The sequence below is a fragment of the Microbacterium zouquanmingi genome (assembly GCF_052266695.1).
Lineage (GTDB): Bacteria > Actinomycetota > Actinomycetes > Actinomycetales > Microbacteriaceae > Microbacterium.
Window position 1 is genome coordinate 133,610 of the sequence record NZ_JBQPQZ010000002.1, and the last position, 14,411, is coordinate 148,020.

The window sequence follows — 14,411 nt, forward strand, 5'->3', positions numbered from 1 at the left end:
CCAGATACAAAGGGAAGACAATGGCAGAACTTTCGATCAGCCCCGACGTCATCCGTGACGCGCTGAAGGACTTCGCCGCTGCGTACGAGCCCACCGGCGCGGCAGCGACCGAGGTCGGCACCGTCGTAGACGCTGCGGACGGCATCGCCCACATCGAGGGGCTCCCTGGTGTGATGGCGAACGAGCTCCTTACGTTCGCAAACGGCACGCAGGGCCTCGCGCTGAACCTTGACGAGCACGAGATCGGAACGGTCGTCATGGGCGACTTCTCCGGTATCGACGCCGGACAGGAAGTTCGCCGCACAGGCGAGGTTCTGTCGGTCGCCGTCGGCGACGGCTACCTCGGACGAGTCGTGGACCCGCTCGGCAACCCGATCGACGGCCTTGGCGAGATCGCCTCTGAGGGTCGTCGCGAGCTCGAGCTGCAGGCCCCCGGCGTCATGCAGCGTAAGAGCGTGCACGAGCCGATGCAGACCGGCATCAAGGCCATTGACGCCATGATCCCCGTCGGCCGTGGTCAGCGTCAGCTGATCATCGGTGACCGCCAGACCGGTAAGACCGCGATTGCGATCGACACGATCATCAATCAGAAGGACAACTGGGATTCGGGCGACGTCAACAAGCAGGTTCGCTGCATCTACGTCGCTATCGGTCAGAAGGGTTCGACGATCGCATCCGTGAAGGGTGCTCTCGAGGATGCTGGTGCGATGGAGTACACGACGATCGTCGCGGCTCCCGCCTCTGACCCGGCCGGCTTCAAGTACATCGCTCCCTACACGGGGTCGGCGATCGGTCAGCACTGGATGTACGGCGGCAAGCACGTCCTGATCATCTTCGATGACCTCTCCAAGCAGGCCGAGGCATACCGCGCGGTTTCGCTTCTCCTGCGTCGTCCGCCGGGCCGCGAGGCTTACCCGGGCGATGTCTTCTACCTGCACTCCCGCCTGCTGGAACGTTGCGCGAAGCTGTCCGACGAGCTCGGTGCGGGTTCCATGACGGGTCTTCCCATCATTGAGACCAAGGCGAACGATGTCTCGGCGTACATCCCGACCAACGTGATCTCGATCACCGACGGCCAGATCTTCCTGCAGTCCGACCTGTTCAACGCCAACCAGCGTCCCGCTGTCGACGTGGGCATCTCGGTCTCGCGAGTCGGTGGTGACGCTCAGGTCAAGTCCATCAAGAAGGTCTCTGGAACGTTGAAGCTCGAGCTGGCGCAGTACCGCTCGCTCGAGGCCTTCGCGATGTTCGCGAGCGACCTCGATGCAGCATCGCGTCGTCAGCTCGACCGTGGTGCGCGTCTGACCGAGCTGCTCAAGCAGCCGCAGTACTCGCCGTACCCGGTTGAGGATCAGGTCGTCTCGATCTGGGCTGGTACCAACGGCAAGCTCGACACGGTGGCTGTTTCTGACGTCCTGCGTTTCGAGCGCGAGCTGCTGGACCACCTGCGTCGCAATACCAAGATCCTCGACAACCTTCGTGAGACGAACGTCCTCTCCGACGAGATCGTCGCCGAGCTTGAGAAGCAGGTCGACGCTTTCGTGCTGGAGTTCCAGGGTGGCAAGGGCCAGTCCATCGGAGCTGTGGGCAACGAAGAGCACGCGGCTCAGGATCTGGACGACGTCAACCAGGAGAAGATCGTCAAGGGTCGTCGCGCCTAACGCGCGGGTACTGAAATATGGGCGCTCAACTCAGGGTCTACAAGCAGAAGATTTCTTCTGCTCAGACGACCAAGAAGATCACGAAGGCGATGGAGCTCATCGCGGCTTCGCGCATTCAGAAGGCGATGGCGCGCGTGCGCGCGTCGTCGCCCTTCGCGCGAGCTGTGACGCAGGCCGTGTCGGCTGTTGCGACGCACTCCAACGTCGACCACCCGCTCACGCGTGAGCCAGAGACGATCCGTCGGTCAGCCGTCGTGGTCTTCTCCTCCGACCGCGGTCTCGCCGGTGCCTTCAACTCGCAGATTCTTCGCGAGGCGATGGAACTCGGTGAGCTCATCCGCTCGCAGGGCAGTGAACCGGTCTACTACCTCGTCGGCCGCAAGGCTGTCGGGTATTTCCAGTTCCGAGGCATCGCGTCGGCTGCGGAATGGATCGGAGACACCGATACGCCGCACTTCAAGACCGCAGAGGAGATCTCGGCAACACTGCTCGAGGCCTTCAACCGCGATTCTGAAGACGGCGGAGTGGACGAGCTTCACCTCGTCTACAACCGGTTCGTCAGCATGATGACGCAGGAGCCCGAAACAGTGCGACTGCTGCCGCTCGAGATCGTCGAGAGCGATGCAACGGCCGAGAACTCCGGCGCGGTTTACCCGCTCTACGAGTTCGAGCCTGACGCTGAGACCGTGCTTGACGCGATTCTGCCGGTGTACCTGCAGAGCCGCATCTTCAACGCACTGCTGCAGTCGTCCGCCGCGAAGCAGGCCGCGACGCAGAAGGCTATGAAGTCGGCGAGCGACAACGCTGACAAGCTCATCACCGATTACACCCGCCTTCGCAACAACGCGCGTCAGGCGGAGATCACGCAGCAGATCGCTGAGATCGTCGGCGGCGCCGACGCCCTCTCGTCGAGCAAATAGACCATCAAGAAAGAGACGAAGATATGACCCCCACCGCCACAGCTGAGGCTGGGACCGCGGTCGTCGGGCGCGTCGCACGCGTCACGGGCCCGGTCGTCGACATCGAGTTCCCGCACGACTCGCTTCCAGACATCTACAACGCCCTGAAGACGACGATCACGATCGGCGAAGAGAAGACCGAGATCACCCTCGAGGTTGCTCAGCACCTCGGCGATGACCTCGTTCGCGCGATCTCCCTGAAGCCGACGGACGGCATGGTCCGCGGTCAGGAAGTGCGCGATACCGGTGAAGCCATCTCGGTTCCGGTCGGAAACGTCACCAAGGGCCGAGTTTTCAACGTCATCGGCGAGGTTCTCAACGCAGAGCCCGGCGAGCAGATCGAGATCACCGAGCGTTGGCCGATTCACCGCCAGGCTCCTAACTTCGACCAGCTCGAGTCGAAGACCCAGATGTTCGAGACCGGCATCAAGTCGATCGACCTTCTGACCCCCTACGTGCTGGGTGGAAAGATCGGTCTGTTCGGTGGTGCAGGTGTCGGTAAGACGGTCCTCATCCAGGAAATGATCCAGCGTGTTGCCCAGGACCACGGTGGTGTGTCCGTGTTCGCCGGTGTCGGTGAGCGTACGCGTGAGGGCAACGACCTGATCGCTGAGATGGAAGAGGCGGGCGTCTTCGACAAGACCGCCCTCGTTTTCGGCCAGATGGATGAGCCGCCGGGAACGCGTCTGCGCGTCGCGCTGTCTGCTCTGACGATGGCGGAGTACTTCCGTGACGTGCAGAAGCAGGATGTGCTGCTGTTCATCGACAACATCTTCCGCTTCACGCAGGCAGGTTCCGAGGTTTCCACGCTTCTGGGCCGTATGCCTTCTGCCGTGGGTTACCAGCCGAACCTCGCCGACGAGATGGGTGTGCTCCAGGAGCGCATCACCTCGACGCGTGGACACTCGATCACCTCGCTGCAGGCGATCTACGTGCCTGCCGATGACTACACCGACCCGGCGCCGGCAACGACCTTCGCGCACCTTGACGCGACGACCGAGCTCAGCCGTGAGATCGCGTCGAAGGGTCTGTATCCCGCTATCGACCCGCTGACCTCGACGTCGCGCATCATGGATCCCCGTTACTTGGGCGAGGACCACTACCGCGTGGCGACCACGGTCAAGCAGATCCTTCAGAAGAACAAGGAACTGCAGGAGATCATTGCGATCCTCGGTGTCGACGAGCTCTCCGAAGAGGACAAGATCGTCGTGTCACGTGCGCGTCGCATCCAGCAGTTCCTCTCGCAGAACACCTATATGGCGAAGAAGTTCACCGGTGTTGAGGGTTCGACGGTTCCGCTCAAGGAGACCATCGAGTCGTTCGACGCGATCGCCAAGGGCGAGTTTGACCACGTGGCCGAGCAGGCCTTCTTCAACGTCGGTGGCATCGGCGACGTCGAAGAGAAGTGGGCGCAGATCCAGAAGGAGAACGGCTGATCATGGCATTGCAGGTCAGCCTTGTCTCCGCGGACGCGGAGGTCTGGACGGGAGAGGCGTCGCTCGTTGTCGCCAAGACCGTCGAGGGCGAGATCGGCATCATGAGCGGTCACGAACCGATCCTGGCGATCCTCGCCGAGGGAGAGGTCCGCATCACGAAGCTCGATGGCACGAAAGTGCTCGCGAACGCTCAGGACGGCTTCCTCTCGATGGAGGGCAGCACGCTGACGATCGTCGCGGGTAACGCGGCGCTCATCGCCTGAGTCAACTCTCGAAGACGCGCTCGTCAACCATCGATTGCGATGGTGGGCGGGCGCGTTCTCGCGCGACGAGGTATGAATGAAGATCCTCCTCCCTCCATCTGAGACCAAAAACCCCGGTGGCTCCGGCACCGTGCTGGATCTCGACTCGCTCAGCCTTCCGGCGCTCGCCCCGGAGCGGGAGCAGGTTGTCAGCGCACTTGTGGCGATGGCTGGTGACGCCGCTCTTTCGCAGCGTGTGCTCAAGCTCAGCGACCGGCAGCTCGGCGAGATCGAGCACAACAGGACACTGCGTGTGGCCCCGACGATGCCCGCTGTCGACCGTTATACCGGAGTACTGTACGACGCGTTGGATGCCGTGTCTCTGGACGCGGCATCCAGACGTTGGCTGGGGCATCACGTGTGGGTGCATTCAGCGCCGTTCGGACCGGTGGGTGCGCTGGACGAGATTCCGTCGTACCGCCTTGCGGCCGCGGCTGCGCTTCCCGGTGTCGCGCCGCTGCGACGTCACTGGGCGCAGAGCGTCACAGCTGCGATAGCACGGGAACAGCCGCGATTCATCGTCGACCTTAGGAGTGAGGCCTATGTCGCACTTGGACCGATTCCGGCATCCGTTTCCTCGGTCTACGTACGCGTTGTGACGGAGCAGGGGCGTGCTCTCAACCACTTCAACAAGAAGGCAAAGGGCGAGCTGGTTCGGGCTTTGGCGGAGGAGAGGCCGCGAGTGAGCACCCTTGAGTCATTGACGAAGTGGGCTTCCGTGCGCGGGATCGAGCTCCGTGCGGACGTGCAGCCAGGAATCGTCAACCTTGTTGTCGCGTCCTGACGCCAACCGCGTGTAGTAGTTGCGGTGGTTCTCTGGCACGCTAGTGTTTGTCACGCGATGCGAGAATGCGTCGTTCATTCCATGGAGGGGTAAATGGATAACTACTATTACGACACAGGTGCTGCGGTCGCGGCGCTCTTCGCGTTCATCGCGGTGGGGTTCATCTTCGGGATCGCCGCCTATGTCGTGTCATCTGTGTTCATGATGAAGGTCTTCGAAAAGGCTGGAGTCCAGGGCAAGTGGCGCGCGTGGATCCCCATCTACAACAGCATGATCTTCACCAAGCTCGGCGACTTGTCGCCCTGGTTGATCCTCTACTCGTTCGGTGGAGCGATCGTGCTGTCGTGGATCCCGATCCTCAACATCTTCGCTGGCCTGCTGAGCCTTGCCGGTAGTGTCGTCCTGGTCATGGCTGCATACCGTGTGGGCCAGAAGCTGCAGAAGGAAGGCGCATGGGTCGTCCTTTACATCTTCCTGTCGATCGTGTGGCTCGGCATCATGGCTTTCAACAAGTCGCGCTGGAACTCGCAGGTTGCGCCCGCCCCGTGGGCCGGTAACAGCTTCTTCGCGGATCGCACCGTCTGGGATGGCATTCCCGCGCAGTCGTCTGCTGCGGCCGCACCCGGTTACGGCGCACCGCAGGGTTACGCGGCACCGCAGCAGCCTGGCTACCCGCAGCAGGCCGGTCAGCCCGGCTACCCGCAGCAGCCTGCCCCTGGCTACCAGCCTCCGGCAGCTCCGGCGACGCCTCCGGCTGCACCGTCTGTGCCTCCGGCTGCACCGTCTGTGCCTCCGGCTGCTCCGACTGCACCGGTGACCCCGCCGACTACGCCGCCTCCGGCTGCACCCCCGGCTCCGCCTGCACGTCCGGCGGATCCGAACCAGCCTCCCGCGTGAATCATGACGAAGGACCCTCGAGAAATCGAGGGTCCTTCGTCGTTCATGTGCCGTGGCTCCGCTAGCGTAGAGGGATGGACATGTCCCGCGCCGCCGCGCAGACCCACAGCGTCGCCGTCACCGATCAGGATGAGATCATTCTGACGTGGGCCGGTGCAACCGACACCGGGCGTCGGCGCGACAACAATCAGGATGCTCTCCTTGCGGAGTTCCCCTTGTTCGTCGTCGCAGACGGGATGGGTGGGCACGCCGGCGGAGAGATCGCGAGCCAGAGCACCATCGAACGGCTGAAGGAAGTCGTCGATTCGGGCGAGGTGACCACTGGCGCGATCGAAGACGCACTTGAGCGCGCTGTCGCGGACATCGCATCTCACCCCGAGACCACCGATGAGGGTACGGGCACCACGCTCACAGGCGTACTCTTCGAGATCGTCGATGGGGAACCGCGTTGGGTCTCGCTCAACATCGGCGACTCACGCGTGTACCTGTTGCGTCAACAGCGCCTCGTCCAGGTGACCACCGATCACTCCGTCGTGCAGGAGCTGATCAGCTCTGGTCGGTTGAGCCCAGAAGAAGCAGAGAGCCACCCGTACAGCAACGTGATCACTCGCGCCGTGGGTGCGAGCGAGCTCACGCCCCCTGACTATCTCGGCATCGAGGTCTTCGACGGGGACAAGTTCGTGATCTGTTCGGACGGCCTCACCAAAGAGCTCACCGACTACGGTATTCAGCATTTTCTTCGTGAGAAGAGCGACCCCGCAGAGGCAGTCGACGCGATGCTCGCTGCGGCACTCGAGAACGGTGGCCGCGACAACGTCACGCTCATCGTCGTCACGGTCGCGCGCACCGGCGGTTTCGATGAGGCAGTGGCCGATACGGTGTCGATCCCCACGATCACCGACTCTTCCTCCACATCAGACGAGTCCTGACAGTTCGCGCGATCCGCTGGGGATAGTCGCTCCCGCTGAGTGTTCGTACCATCCAATAGGGGGATGGATCTCGAACCACTGACGCTGCCCGTCGCACCCGAAGAACCTAGGCGCCAACCCATCCCTGTCCTTGCTGCGGTCGTGCCGATCGCTGCAGGCGTCGTGCTGTGGTTGATCACCGGTTCGATCTTCTCGCTGTGCTTCGCCGCTCTCGGTCCGCTGATGATCGGGGCGTCGCTGCTCGACGGCATCCGAAGCAGACGCCGCGCGCGTCGCGCGGCGTCTGAAGAGCAGGCGCAAGGCTGGCGCCGCGTTGAACAAGAACTCAGCCGGCGACATCGTCGTGAGCGACGCGAGTTGCGGTCCGCGCATCCGGATGCCGCGTCATGCGTGCAGGATCCACCGCTGCGGGATCTGCGAGCGATTGATGAGACCACCCAGATCGTGATCGGTTCCGGTGCTCGCCGCAGCAGTCTGCGCGTGACTGGGGATGACAGCGATGGAGTCAGGGGATTTCGAGAGAAGGCATCGCAAGTGACGGATGCTCCTGTGCTCGCGCCTCTCGGGCGGGGCGTGTGCTTTCGCGGCCCACTGCCGGTCATTGCAGCTGCGGCGCGCGCGTTGATCGTGCAGCTGTGTCTGCGCCACTCGCCTTCGCAGTTGGCGTTGTGCGGAGGAGGCCTCGAGGCGCTGGGCCTGAACGGCTTTCCGCACGCGGGACGGCCCAGACGCGGGGCGCTGCGAGTGGCAGTCGTCATCGGTGATGGTGACGCTGACGATGGCATCGCGCAGATTCGCCTGCGCTCGTCAGACGGCGAAGTCCCGGAAGGGATCACCACCGTGATCGATTGCGCCGACCCCATGCGCGCGCGTCTGCGCACGACGGCGGAATCGGCGGATATCGAGGTCGAGTGTCTGTCCAGGTCTCAAGCAGTGGCGATCGCCGCGTCAGCTGCCGAGCGGGAGGGCGAGATCGCGCAGCTACCGGACGTCGTCGCACTGGGGGAGCTTGCCGGACAAGACGAGAAGCGTCATGGGCTCGAAGCTGTCATCGGCCGGACGGAGAGCAAGGATGTCATCCTCGATCTCGTCGAGGACGGGCCGCACGCGATCGTCACCGGAATGACCGGGTCTGGCAAGAGCGAGCTCCTGGTGACCTGGATCACTGCCATGGCGCTCGCGCACAGCCCGGTGCACGTGGCGTTCGTGCTCGCCGACTTCAAGGGCGGCACGGCTTTCGATCCGCTGCGCGATCTGCCGCACGTGTCGGCAGTCATGACTGATCTCGACGAGGAGGGCGCCAGGCGCGGGGTGGAGAGTCTGACGGCAGAGCTGAGGCGGCGCGAAGCCGTGCTGGCGGAGCTTGGCGCCCGGAACATCGCCGAGGCGAGCGGCGAGCTCGGTCGCCTGGTCATCGTCGTCGACGAATTCGCAGCCCTTCTGCAGGAGCATCCGGATCTTGGCGTCGTGTTCACTGACATCGCCGCCCGCGGCAGAGCGCTCGGCATGCATCTGATTCTCGGCACCCAGCGCGCGGCGGGGGTGATCCGCGACGCCCTCGCGGCGAACTGCCCGCTGAGGGTGAGTCTTCGCGTCACAGATGCCGCTGACAGCCGACTGGTCATCGGCTCCGATGATGCCGCTGAGCTCCCCGGAGGGGCGGGTTCGCGCGGGATGGCTTTCGTGCGACGGCCGCAGGACTCTGAGCCCGCCGCCGTGCGCATCGCACTGACCGGTGCAGGTGATCTCCGCACAGCCGGCTCCCGGTGGAGGGATGCTGAGCGGCCGACGAGTCCGTGGCTGCCGCCGCTTCCGCGACAGCTTCCCCTTGAGCTCCTCGCGGCGCATGCTGGTTGCGATGGCGAAAGCACTCTGCTGGTGGGACTGTCAGACGAGCCAGAGCGGCAGAACCAGACACCGTTCGTCCTGCATCCGGGCGTCGATCGCGGGATCGCCGTCGTCGGGGGGAGCGGCTCTGGTCGCTCGAGCATGCTGCGGGTTCTTGCAGCACAGCGTCCCGATGCGGTGCTGATTCCTGCCGACCCCGAACAGGCCTGGGACGTGATCGCTGCTCTCGACGGCGCAGATGCTGCCGGAGCGGAACTCGTGCTCTGCGACGATCTCGACCAGCTGGTCGGCTCGTTCCCCGTGGAACACGGTCAGCTTCTTCTGGAACGGTTGGATAAGCTGGTCCGCTCTGCTGCGGCACGACGCCGAACCGTCGTGATCACGACTGGACGCGTGTCAGGGCAGATCGCGAGAGTGCTCGAAGCCCTTCCGGTGCGTATGCTGCTGCGCACTGGAACCAAGCTCGAACATCTGGCCGCCGGCGGAGACAACGACGGATACCATCGTGACCGCCCTGCGGGCCGTGCGCGCGTCGACGGGACGGAGATCCAGATCGCATGGACGGAGTCATCGCTTCGCGCAGCCACGGTGGCTGGGGCACCCATGTGGGAACCACGCTCGGATCTCGTGGGAGTCGTGGCCCCTGGGGTGCGCCGCATCGCGGAGGAACTGTCCGCAGCGCACCCCGGGCACGAGGTGATCGCGCTGGGCGACAGGCTTCCTGAGAACTCAGCTCTGACGCGAAGCATCCTTGTCGGAGACGCAGAGAGCTGGCAGCGCCAGTGGACGCTGTGGCAGCGCATCAGAAGCAACGGCGAGATGCTGGTGCTCGCTGAGTGCGCGGCTGAGCTGCGTTCGCTCGCTGGATGCCGGGAGATCCCGCCCTATTCGGAGACGCACAGGGGGAGGGCTTGGAGCATCCATGACGGCAGCGCGCCGCGTCGCGTCGTCATCGCCTCCCTGGACCCGATCGCGGTGCGGTGATGGCGCTGGCGTCAGAGGACGGACTCGAGCGTCGCCCTGCTCATTCCGTGGGCCACCGCGACGCCCTCGTTGATCACGGCTCCGGCAGCGACGTTCAGGCCGCCGGAGAACGCCGTGTCAGTGCTGAGGGCCGTGCGCCATCCCTGAGCTGCGATCCTCCGCACATACGGCAGCGTGGCATTGGTGAGCGCTGAGGTCGAGGTATTCGGCACTGCGCCGGGCATGTTGGCCACGCAGTAGAACACCGTGTCGTGCACGGCGAACGTGGGGTCGGCGTGGGTGGTGGGATGCGTGTCCTCGAAGCATCCGCCCTGGTCGACGGCGATATCGACCAGAACGCTGCCAGGGCGCATCTGCGCGACCATCTCGTTCGTGACGAGTTTGGGTGCGCGCGCACCGGGAATGAGCACCGAGCCGATGACGAGATCCGAGCCCAGCACGGCTCGGCGCAGGTCCAGAGGGTTGGATGCTGCGGTCTTCACTCGCCCGGCGAAGTGATCATCAAGCATCCGCAGACGGGGGATGTTCGTATCGAAGACAGTGACGTCCGCGCCCATGCCGCTGGCGACGACTGCGGCGTTCGCTCCCGCCACACCGCCACCGATCACGGTGACGGTCGCGGGTCGGGTTCCCGGCACCCCCGACATCAGCAGTCCGAGACCACCGTTCGATCGCATCAGCGTATTCGCGCCGACGAGCGGTGCGAGTCGGCCTGCGACCTCGCTCATCGGGGCCAGCAGCGGAAGGCTGCCGTTCTCGAGCTGAACGGTCTCGTATGCGATCGCGGTGATTCCACTGGCGATGAGGCTCTCCGTCAGCGGCCGATCCGCCGCGAGATGCAGATAAGTGAAGAGCACGAGGTCATCACGGAAGTACGCGTACTCGCTCGCGACGGGTTCCTTGACCTTGAGGAGCAGCTCGGCACGTGCCCAGACCTCCACGGCATCGCTGAGCAGCGTAGCGCCAGCGTCGGCGTACTCGGCATCCGGCATAGAGGAGGCGATACCCGCGCCTTCTTGCACGAACACCTCATGGCCTGCAGTAACCAGATCGTGCACACCAGCCGGTGTCAGCGCGACGCGGTATTCGTTGTTCTTGATCTCGCTGGGGACACTGATCCTCATCGTGATCTCCTCTCTGCCCTCATCATCGAGGGAGCATGCGGCCCCGGGGTCAGGGCATCAGATTCCGGCGCCGGGACGGATCATCCCGACGTCGTTCCCCCCGCCGAGGACGGCGAGAGGAAGCGTTTGAGTCAGCGCCGCGACATCCGCTTCGCTGAGTGCGCCTGCGCGTGCGAGCAAGGTCGCAGCGACGATCGTCGAGGCACGGGCTGCGCCGTCGAGCATCTTGAGAGCAACGGTGACTCCGTTGGGTGCGACCATGACCATGATGCCCTCGGCTCCACCCTTCGCGAAGACGCCGAGCGTCTCAATGGCGAGAGTGTCTGGCTTGCCAGGGCCCTCGATCGTCCACGGATTCTCCTTGACCGCACGCACCAGAGTGCCCGCCACGCGATGCAGAGCGAAGGGCGACCGCTCGGAGGCAGTGCCGATGCGATGAATGCTCCGTGCGAGCCCTGCGAGCGTGAGGGCATGCACTGGGGCGCCGCAACCGTCGATCGACGTGTGTGCGATCTTCTCTCCGGTCAGCCGCTCGACGACCTCGCGGATGTGCAGCTGTAGCGGATGCGACGGTTCGAGATAGCCGTCGGTCGGCCAGCCGGACGCGATGCAGGCGCGCAGCATGGCTGCGTGCTTTCCGGAGCAGTTCATCCGAATCCGCGTGGGCTGCCCGTGCTCGCGCACCAGTTCATCGCGGGTCGAGGTGTCGACGGGCCAGGCCGGGGGACAGGCGAGGGCATCTTCTGTCAACCCACCGGCCGTCAGCACATCACGCACGACATCGGCATGCCGGTCCGTACCCGAATGGCTCGCGGTGGCCATGGCAAGCTGCTCGCCTGCGAGTTCAGCGCCTGCGGTGATGCACGCGATCGCCTGCAGCGGCTTCAAGCTGGAGCGGGGGAGGAAGAGCGCGTCGGGGTTGCCGAGTCTGCGGACGACTTCGCCCTCGGAGGAGAGGACGATCGCGGCTCCTGAGTGTCGGGATTCGACGAAGCCGCTCCGTTCGACAACAGCGAGTTCTACAGCATCCGCGACAGTGAGAGTCTCCAGCACCAGACAAGCCTATCTCTGTCAGACTTGCCCTATGGGTCTCGGCGAACACGAATACGCGCTCACAGCAACCTGGACTGGTGACCTGGGAACCGGCACGAGCGGGTACCGGGAGTACGCCAGGGACGTCACTCTCGCCGTTGACGGAAAGCCGGATCTGCCGGCCTCCGCCGACAAGCCGTTCCGTGGGGATCCGTCGCGGTGGAACCCGGAGGACATGCTGCTCGGAGCGCTGGCCGAGTGCCACCTGCTGTCCTATCTGCATGCGTGCGTGACGGAGGGCGTCGTCGTGGTGTCCTACCGGGATCACGCGACTGGTGTGATGACCGAGGATGGCAGAAGCGGTGGGGCGTTCACCGACGTGCTGCTGCGGCCAGAGGTCGTTGTCGCCGATGCATCCATGATCGAGGCGGCCAAGAGCGCACATGAAGATGCGCATCGGATGTGCTTCATCGCGAACTCGGTGAACTTCCCGGTACGCCATGAAGCGACCGTCACCGCGAGATGAGGACTAGCGGCGCTCGTGCGGAAGCGCCTGTTTGATCTTCTCGATGGCGCCCTGTGCGGGTGGCTCGTTGTAGACGCCTGCCAGCTCCTGACCGCTGAGCGCGTGAATGCCGGCCATGATCTCGTCCGTTGCCAGACGCCGTGCCTTACCGCTCGTGGCAGGACCGTGCACGGAGACATCGATCGGTTTCCCGAAGCGCACGGTGGCCCGCTCTTTCATCGAGGGGATCTTGGCGCCCTTGGGCATGACCTTGTCTGTGCCGATGAGACCGACAGGAACAACGCGTGCTCCGGTCTGCAGCGCGAGGAACGCCACCCCGGTGCGGCCCTTGTAGAGCCGCCCGTCGGTCGATCGCGTGCCCTCGGGGTACAGCGCCACGGTGAGACCCTCGTCGAGGAGCTGCCGCTGCTGGTCCAGCGCATCCAACGCCGCCTGACCTGCTCCTCGGCGCACGGGAATCGCGCCGATCGAGGTGAAGAAGGTGCGCTTGAGCGCTCCGGCGAATCCCGTCCCTTCGAAGTACGACGACTTCGCGAGGAAATGTACAGGGCGCGGGGCCGCGACGGGGATGGCGATCGAGTCGATGAATGACAGGTGATTGCTGGCGAAGATCACGGGTCCGTCGGTGGGGACGTTCTCGCGCCCCTCGACCTTCGGCCGGTAGATGAGCCGGGCCAGCGGAGCGATGATCGCGCGGCCGAGTGCGTATGCCGCACCGGCATGGCGAGGGGATGCGCCTGAGGATGCGGCCTCGCTGGAGTCTTCCGAACGTGCCTCAGGAGTCGACTCAGGGGTGTCGGACAGCGCAGAGGTCATCCGATCAGGCTACCCCTGGTTCTATTCCTCTCCGGGAATGGGGCGAGACTCCGGGACGCGCGCCGACCGCCTCATTCAGCCGGAGCAAAGGCGCGTACGGCAGAATCGAGAGGTTCCCGCTTCCGATCAGAGGTATCACTGTGCGCACACGCTCGCTCCTGGCCCTGTCCACACTCACCGCTGCCACCCTGCTGTTGGCCGGGTGCTCGGGGACGGCCGGTGAGACCGGCGACAGCACCGATGGCGCAGCCACTGACCTCTGCTCGGCGACAGTCGCATCAGGTGCGGCTTCCGACGGCGTCACCGTCGACGGCGATTTCGGGACGGCATCCACAGCGGAATTCGAACTCGGCCAGAAGGTCGAAGAGGCGCAGCGCACCGTGCTCGACGAGGGCGACGGCAAGGCCATCGGCGATGGGGATTACGTCAGCTACGCCCTGAGCGCATTCGATGGCGACTCCGGTGAACGTCTGGGAGACGCCGGTTACGCCGCGGGTGAGCTGCTTCCTGCGCAGTTGACGGCAGACGTGCCGATGGGGCAGCTGATCGGTTGCGCCACGGTGGGCTCGCGCCTGTCGGTCGTGTTCCCCACGACGGATGCTGCCGCCGCTCAGTACTACGTTCTCGACGTCCTCGATGTCGTTCCTTCTGCCGCATGGGGCAAGGACCAGGCACCGACCGAGGGGATGCCGAAGGTCACACTGGCTGACGACGGTGAACCGAGCCTCGAGATCCCGGACGGCGATGCGCCGACCGAGCTGCAGATCACGGTTCTCAAAGAGGGCGACGGAATCCCCGTCGAAGACGGAGACACGACGTTGCTGCAGTACTACGGCGTCGACTGGGCGACCGGAGAGAGCTTCGACTCCTCATGGGCGAACGGCGAACCGATCTCGATCCAGGGCAACACCTACGTCCCCGGGTTCGTTCAGGCACTCGCAGGACAGAAGGCCGGCTCGCAGGTGCTCGTCGTCATTCCTCCGGCCCTCGGCTACGGCGAAGAGGGCTCCAGCGATCACGAGCTCGCCGGCAAGACACTGGTCTTCGTGATCGACATCCTCGCCACGATGCATCCGGCTGTCGCCGCCGGCTAGCACTTCACGCTGGGCTTAG

Annotated in this window: 13 protein-coding genes; 10 read left to right on the forward strand and 3 right to left on the reverse strand. The window is 64.6% G+C overall.

The features are described 5' to 3' along the window. The first annotated feature begins 20 nt into the window (after positions 1 to 20). The 8 genes from atpA to ACTU6U_RS04825 all read left to right on the forward strand — a co-directional run bounded on the left by atpA (position 21) and on the right by ACTU6U_RS04825 (position 9,800). Positions 21 to 1,661: a F0F1 ATP synthase subunit alpha gene (gene atpA, locus ACTU6U_RS04790; protein WP_417508415.1), complete on the forward strand. Its 1,641-nt coding sequence runs from the start codon at positions 21 to 23 to the stop codon at positions 1,659 to 1,661. A 17-nt stretch (positions 1,662 to 1,678) separates the two neighbouring features. After that, on the forward strand, positions 1,679 to 2,581 hold the full coding sequence (locus ACTU6U_RS04795) for a F0F1 ATP synthase subunit gamma (RefSeq protein WP_443468032.1): 903 nt from the start codon (positions 1,679 to 1,681) through the stop codon (positions 2,579 to 2,581). 23 nt (positions 2,582 to 2,604) lie between these two features. Beyond that, a complete protein-coding gene (atpD, locus tag ACTU6U_RS04800) occupies positions 2,605 to 4,056 on the forward strand; it encodes a F0F1 ATP synthase subunit beta (protein ID WP_443468033.1) in 1,452 nt (483 codons plus the stop codon). Between the two features lie 2 nt (positions 4,057 to 4,058). After that, positions 4,059 to 4,319, forward strand: a complete 261-nt coding sequence (locus ACTU6U_RS04805; protein ID WP_417508418.1) for a F0F1 ATP synthase subunit epsilon — start codon at positions 4,059 to 4,061, stop codon at positions 4,317 to 4,319. Between the two features lie 76 nt (positions 4,320 to 4,395). Next, complete coding sequence (locus tag ACTU6U_RS04810) at positions 4,396 to 5,142, forward strand: YaaA family protein (protein WP_443468034.1); 747 nt, start codon at positions 4,396 to 4,398, stop codon at positions 5,140 to 5,142. 93 nt (positions 5,143 to 5,235) lie between these two features. Beyond that, the gene (locus ACTU6U_RS04815; RefSeq protein ID WP_443468035.1) at positions 5,236 to 6,039 is read left to right on the forward strand and encodes a large exoprotein; all 804 of its coding nucleotides are present in this window, start codon (positions 5,236 to 5,238) and stop codon (positions 6,037 to 6,039) included. Positions 6,040 to 6,119: 80 nt separating this feature from the next. Then, positions 6,120 to 6,968, forward strand: coding sequence for a PP2C family protein-serine/threonine phosphatase (locus ACTU6U_RS04820; RefSeq protein WP_443468427.1), 849 nt, complete (start codon positions 6,120 to 6,122; stop codon positions 6,966 to 6,968). A gap of 63 nt (positions 6,969 to 7,031) precedes the next feature. Continuing rightward, positions 7,032 to 9,800 carry an FtsK/SpoIIIE domain-containing protein gene (locus ACTU6U_RS04825; protein WP_443468036.1) on the forward strand — a complete coding sequence of 923 codons (2,769 nt, stop codon included), beginning with the start codon at positions 7,032 to 7,034 and terminating at the stop codon, positions 9,798 to 9,800. Positions 9,801 to 9,811: 11 nt separating this feature from the next. Here the strand turns inward: ACTU6U_RS04825 and ald are convergent, their stop codons facing one another. Next, entirely contained in the window at positions 9,812 to 10,924 is a 1,113-nt protein-coding gene (gene ald / locus ACTU6U_RS04830; protein ID WP_443468037.1) for an alanine dehydrogenase, read from the reverse strand. 57 nt (positions 10,925 to 10,981) lie between these two features. After that, on the reverse strand, positions 10,982 to 11,977 hold the full coding sequence (locus tag ACTU6U_RS04835) for an asparaginase (protein ID WP_443468038.1): 996 nt from the start codon (positions 11,975 to 11,977) through the stop codon (positions 10,982 to 10,984). A gap of 31 nt (positions 11,978 to 12,008) precedes the next feature. Here ACTU6U_RS04835 and ACTU6U_RS04840 point away from each other — a divergent pair, with 31 nt between their 5' ends. Continuing rightward, positions 12,009 to 12,482: an OsmC family protein gene (locus tag ACTU6U_RS04840; RefSeq protein ID WP_443468039.1), complete on the forward strand. Its 474-nt coding sequence runs from the start codon at positions 12,009 to 12,011 to the stop codon at positions 12,480 to 12,482. A gap of 3 nt (positions 12,483 to 12,485) precedes the next feature. Here ACTU6U_RS04840 and ACTU6U_RS04845 read toward each other — a convergent pair whose 3' ends face one another. Beyond that, positions 12,486 to 13,298, reverse strand: coding sequence for a lysophospholipid acyltransferase family protein (locus tag ACTU6U_RS04845; RefSeq protein ID WP_443468040.1), 813 nt, complete (start codon positions 13,296 to 13,298; stop codon positions 12,486 to 12,488). 140 nt (positions 13,299 to 13,438) lie between these two features. Between ACTU6U_RS04845 and ACTU6U_RS04850 the strand changes: the two genes are divergently transcribed. Further along, positions 13,439 to 14,392, forward strand: a complete 954-nt coding sequence (locus ACTU6U_RS04850) for an FKBP-type peptidyl-prolyl cis-trans isomerase (protein WP_443468041.1) — start codon at positions 13,439 to 13,441, stop codon at positions 14,390 to 14,392. Positions 14,393 to 14,411 lie beyond the last annotated feature (19 nt).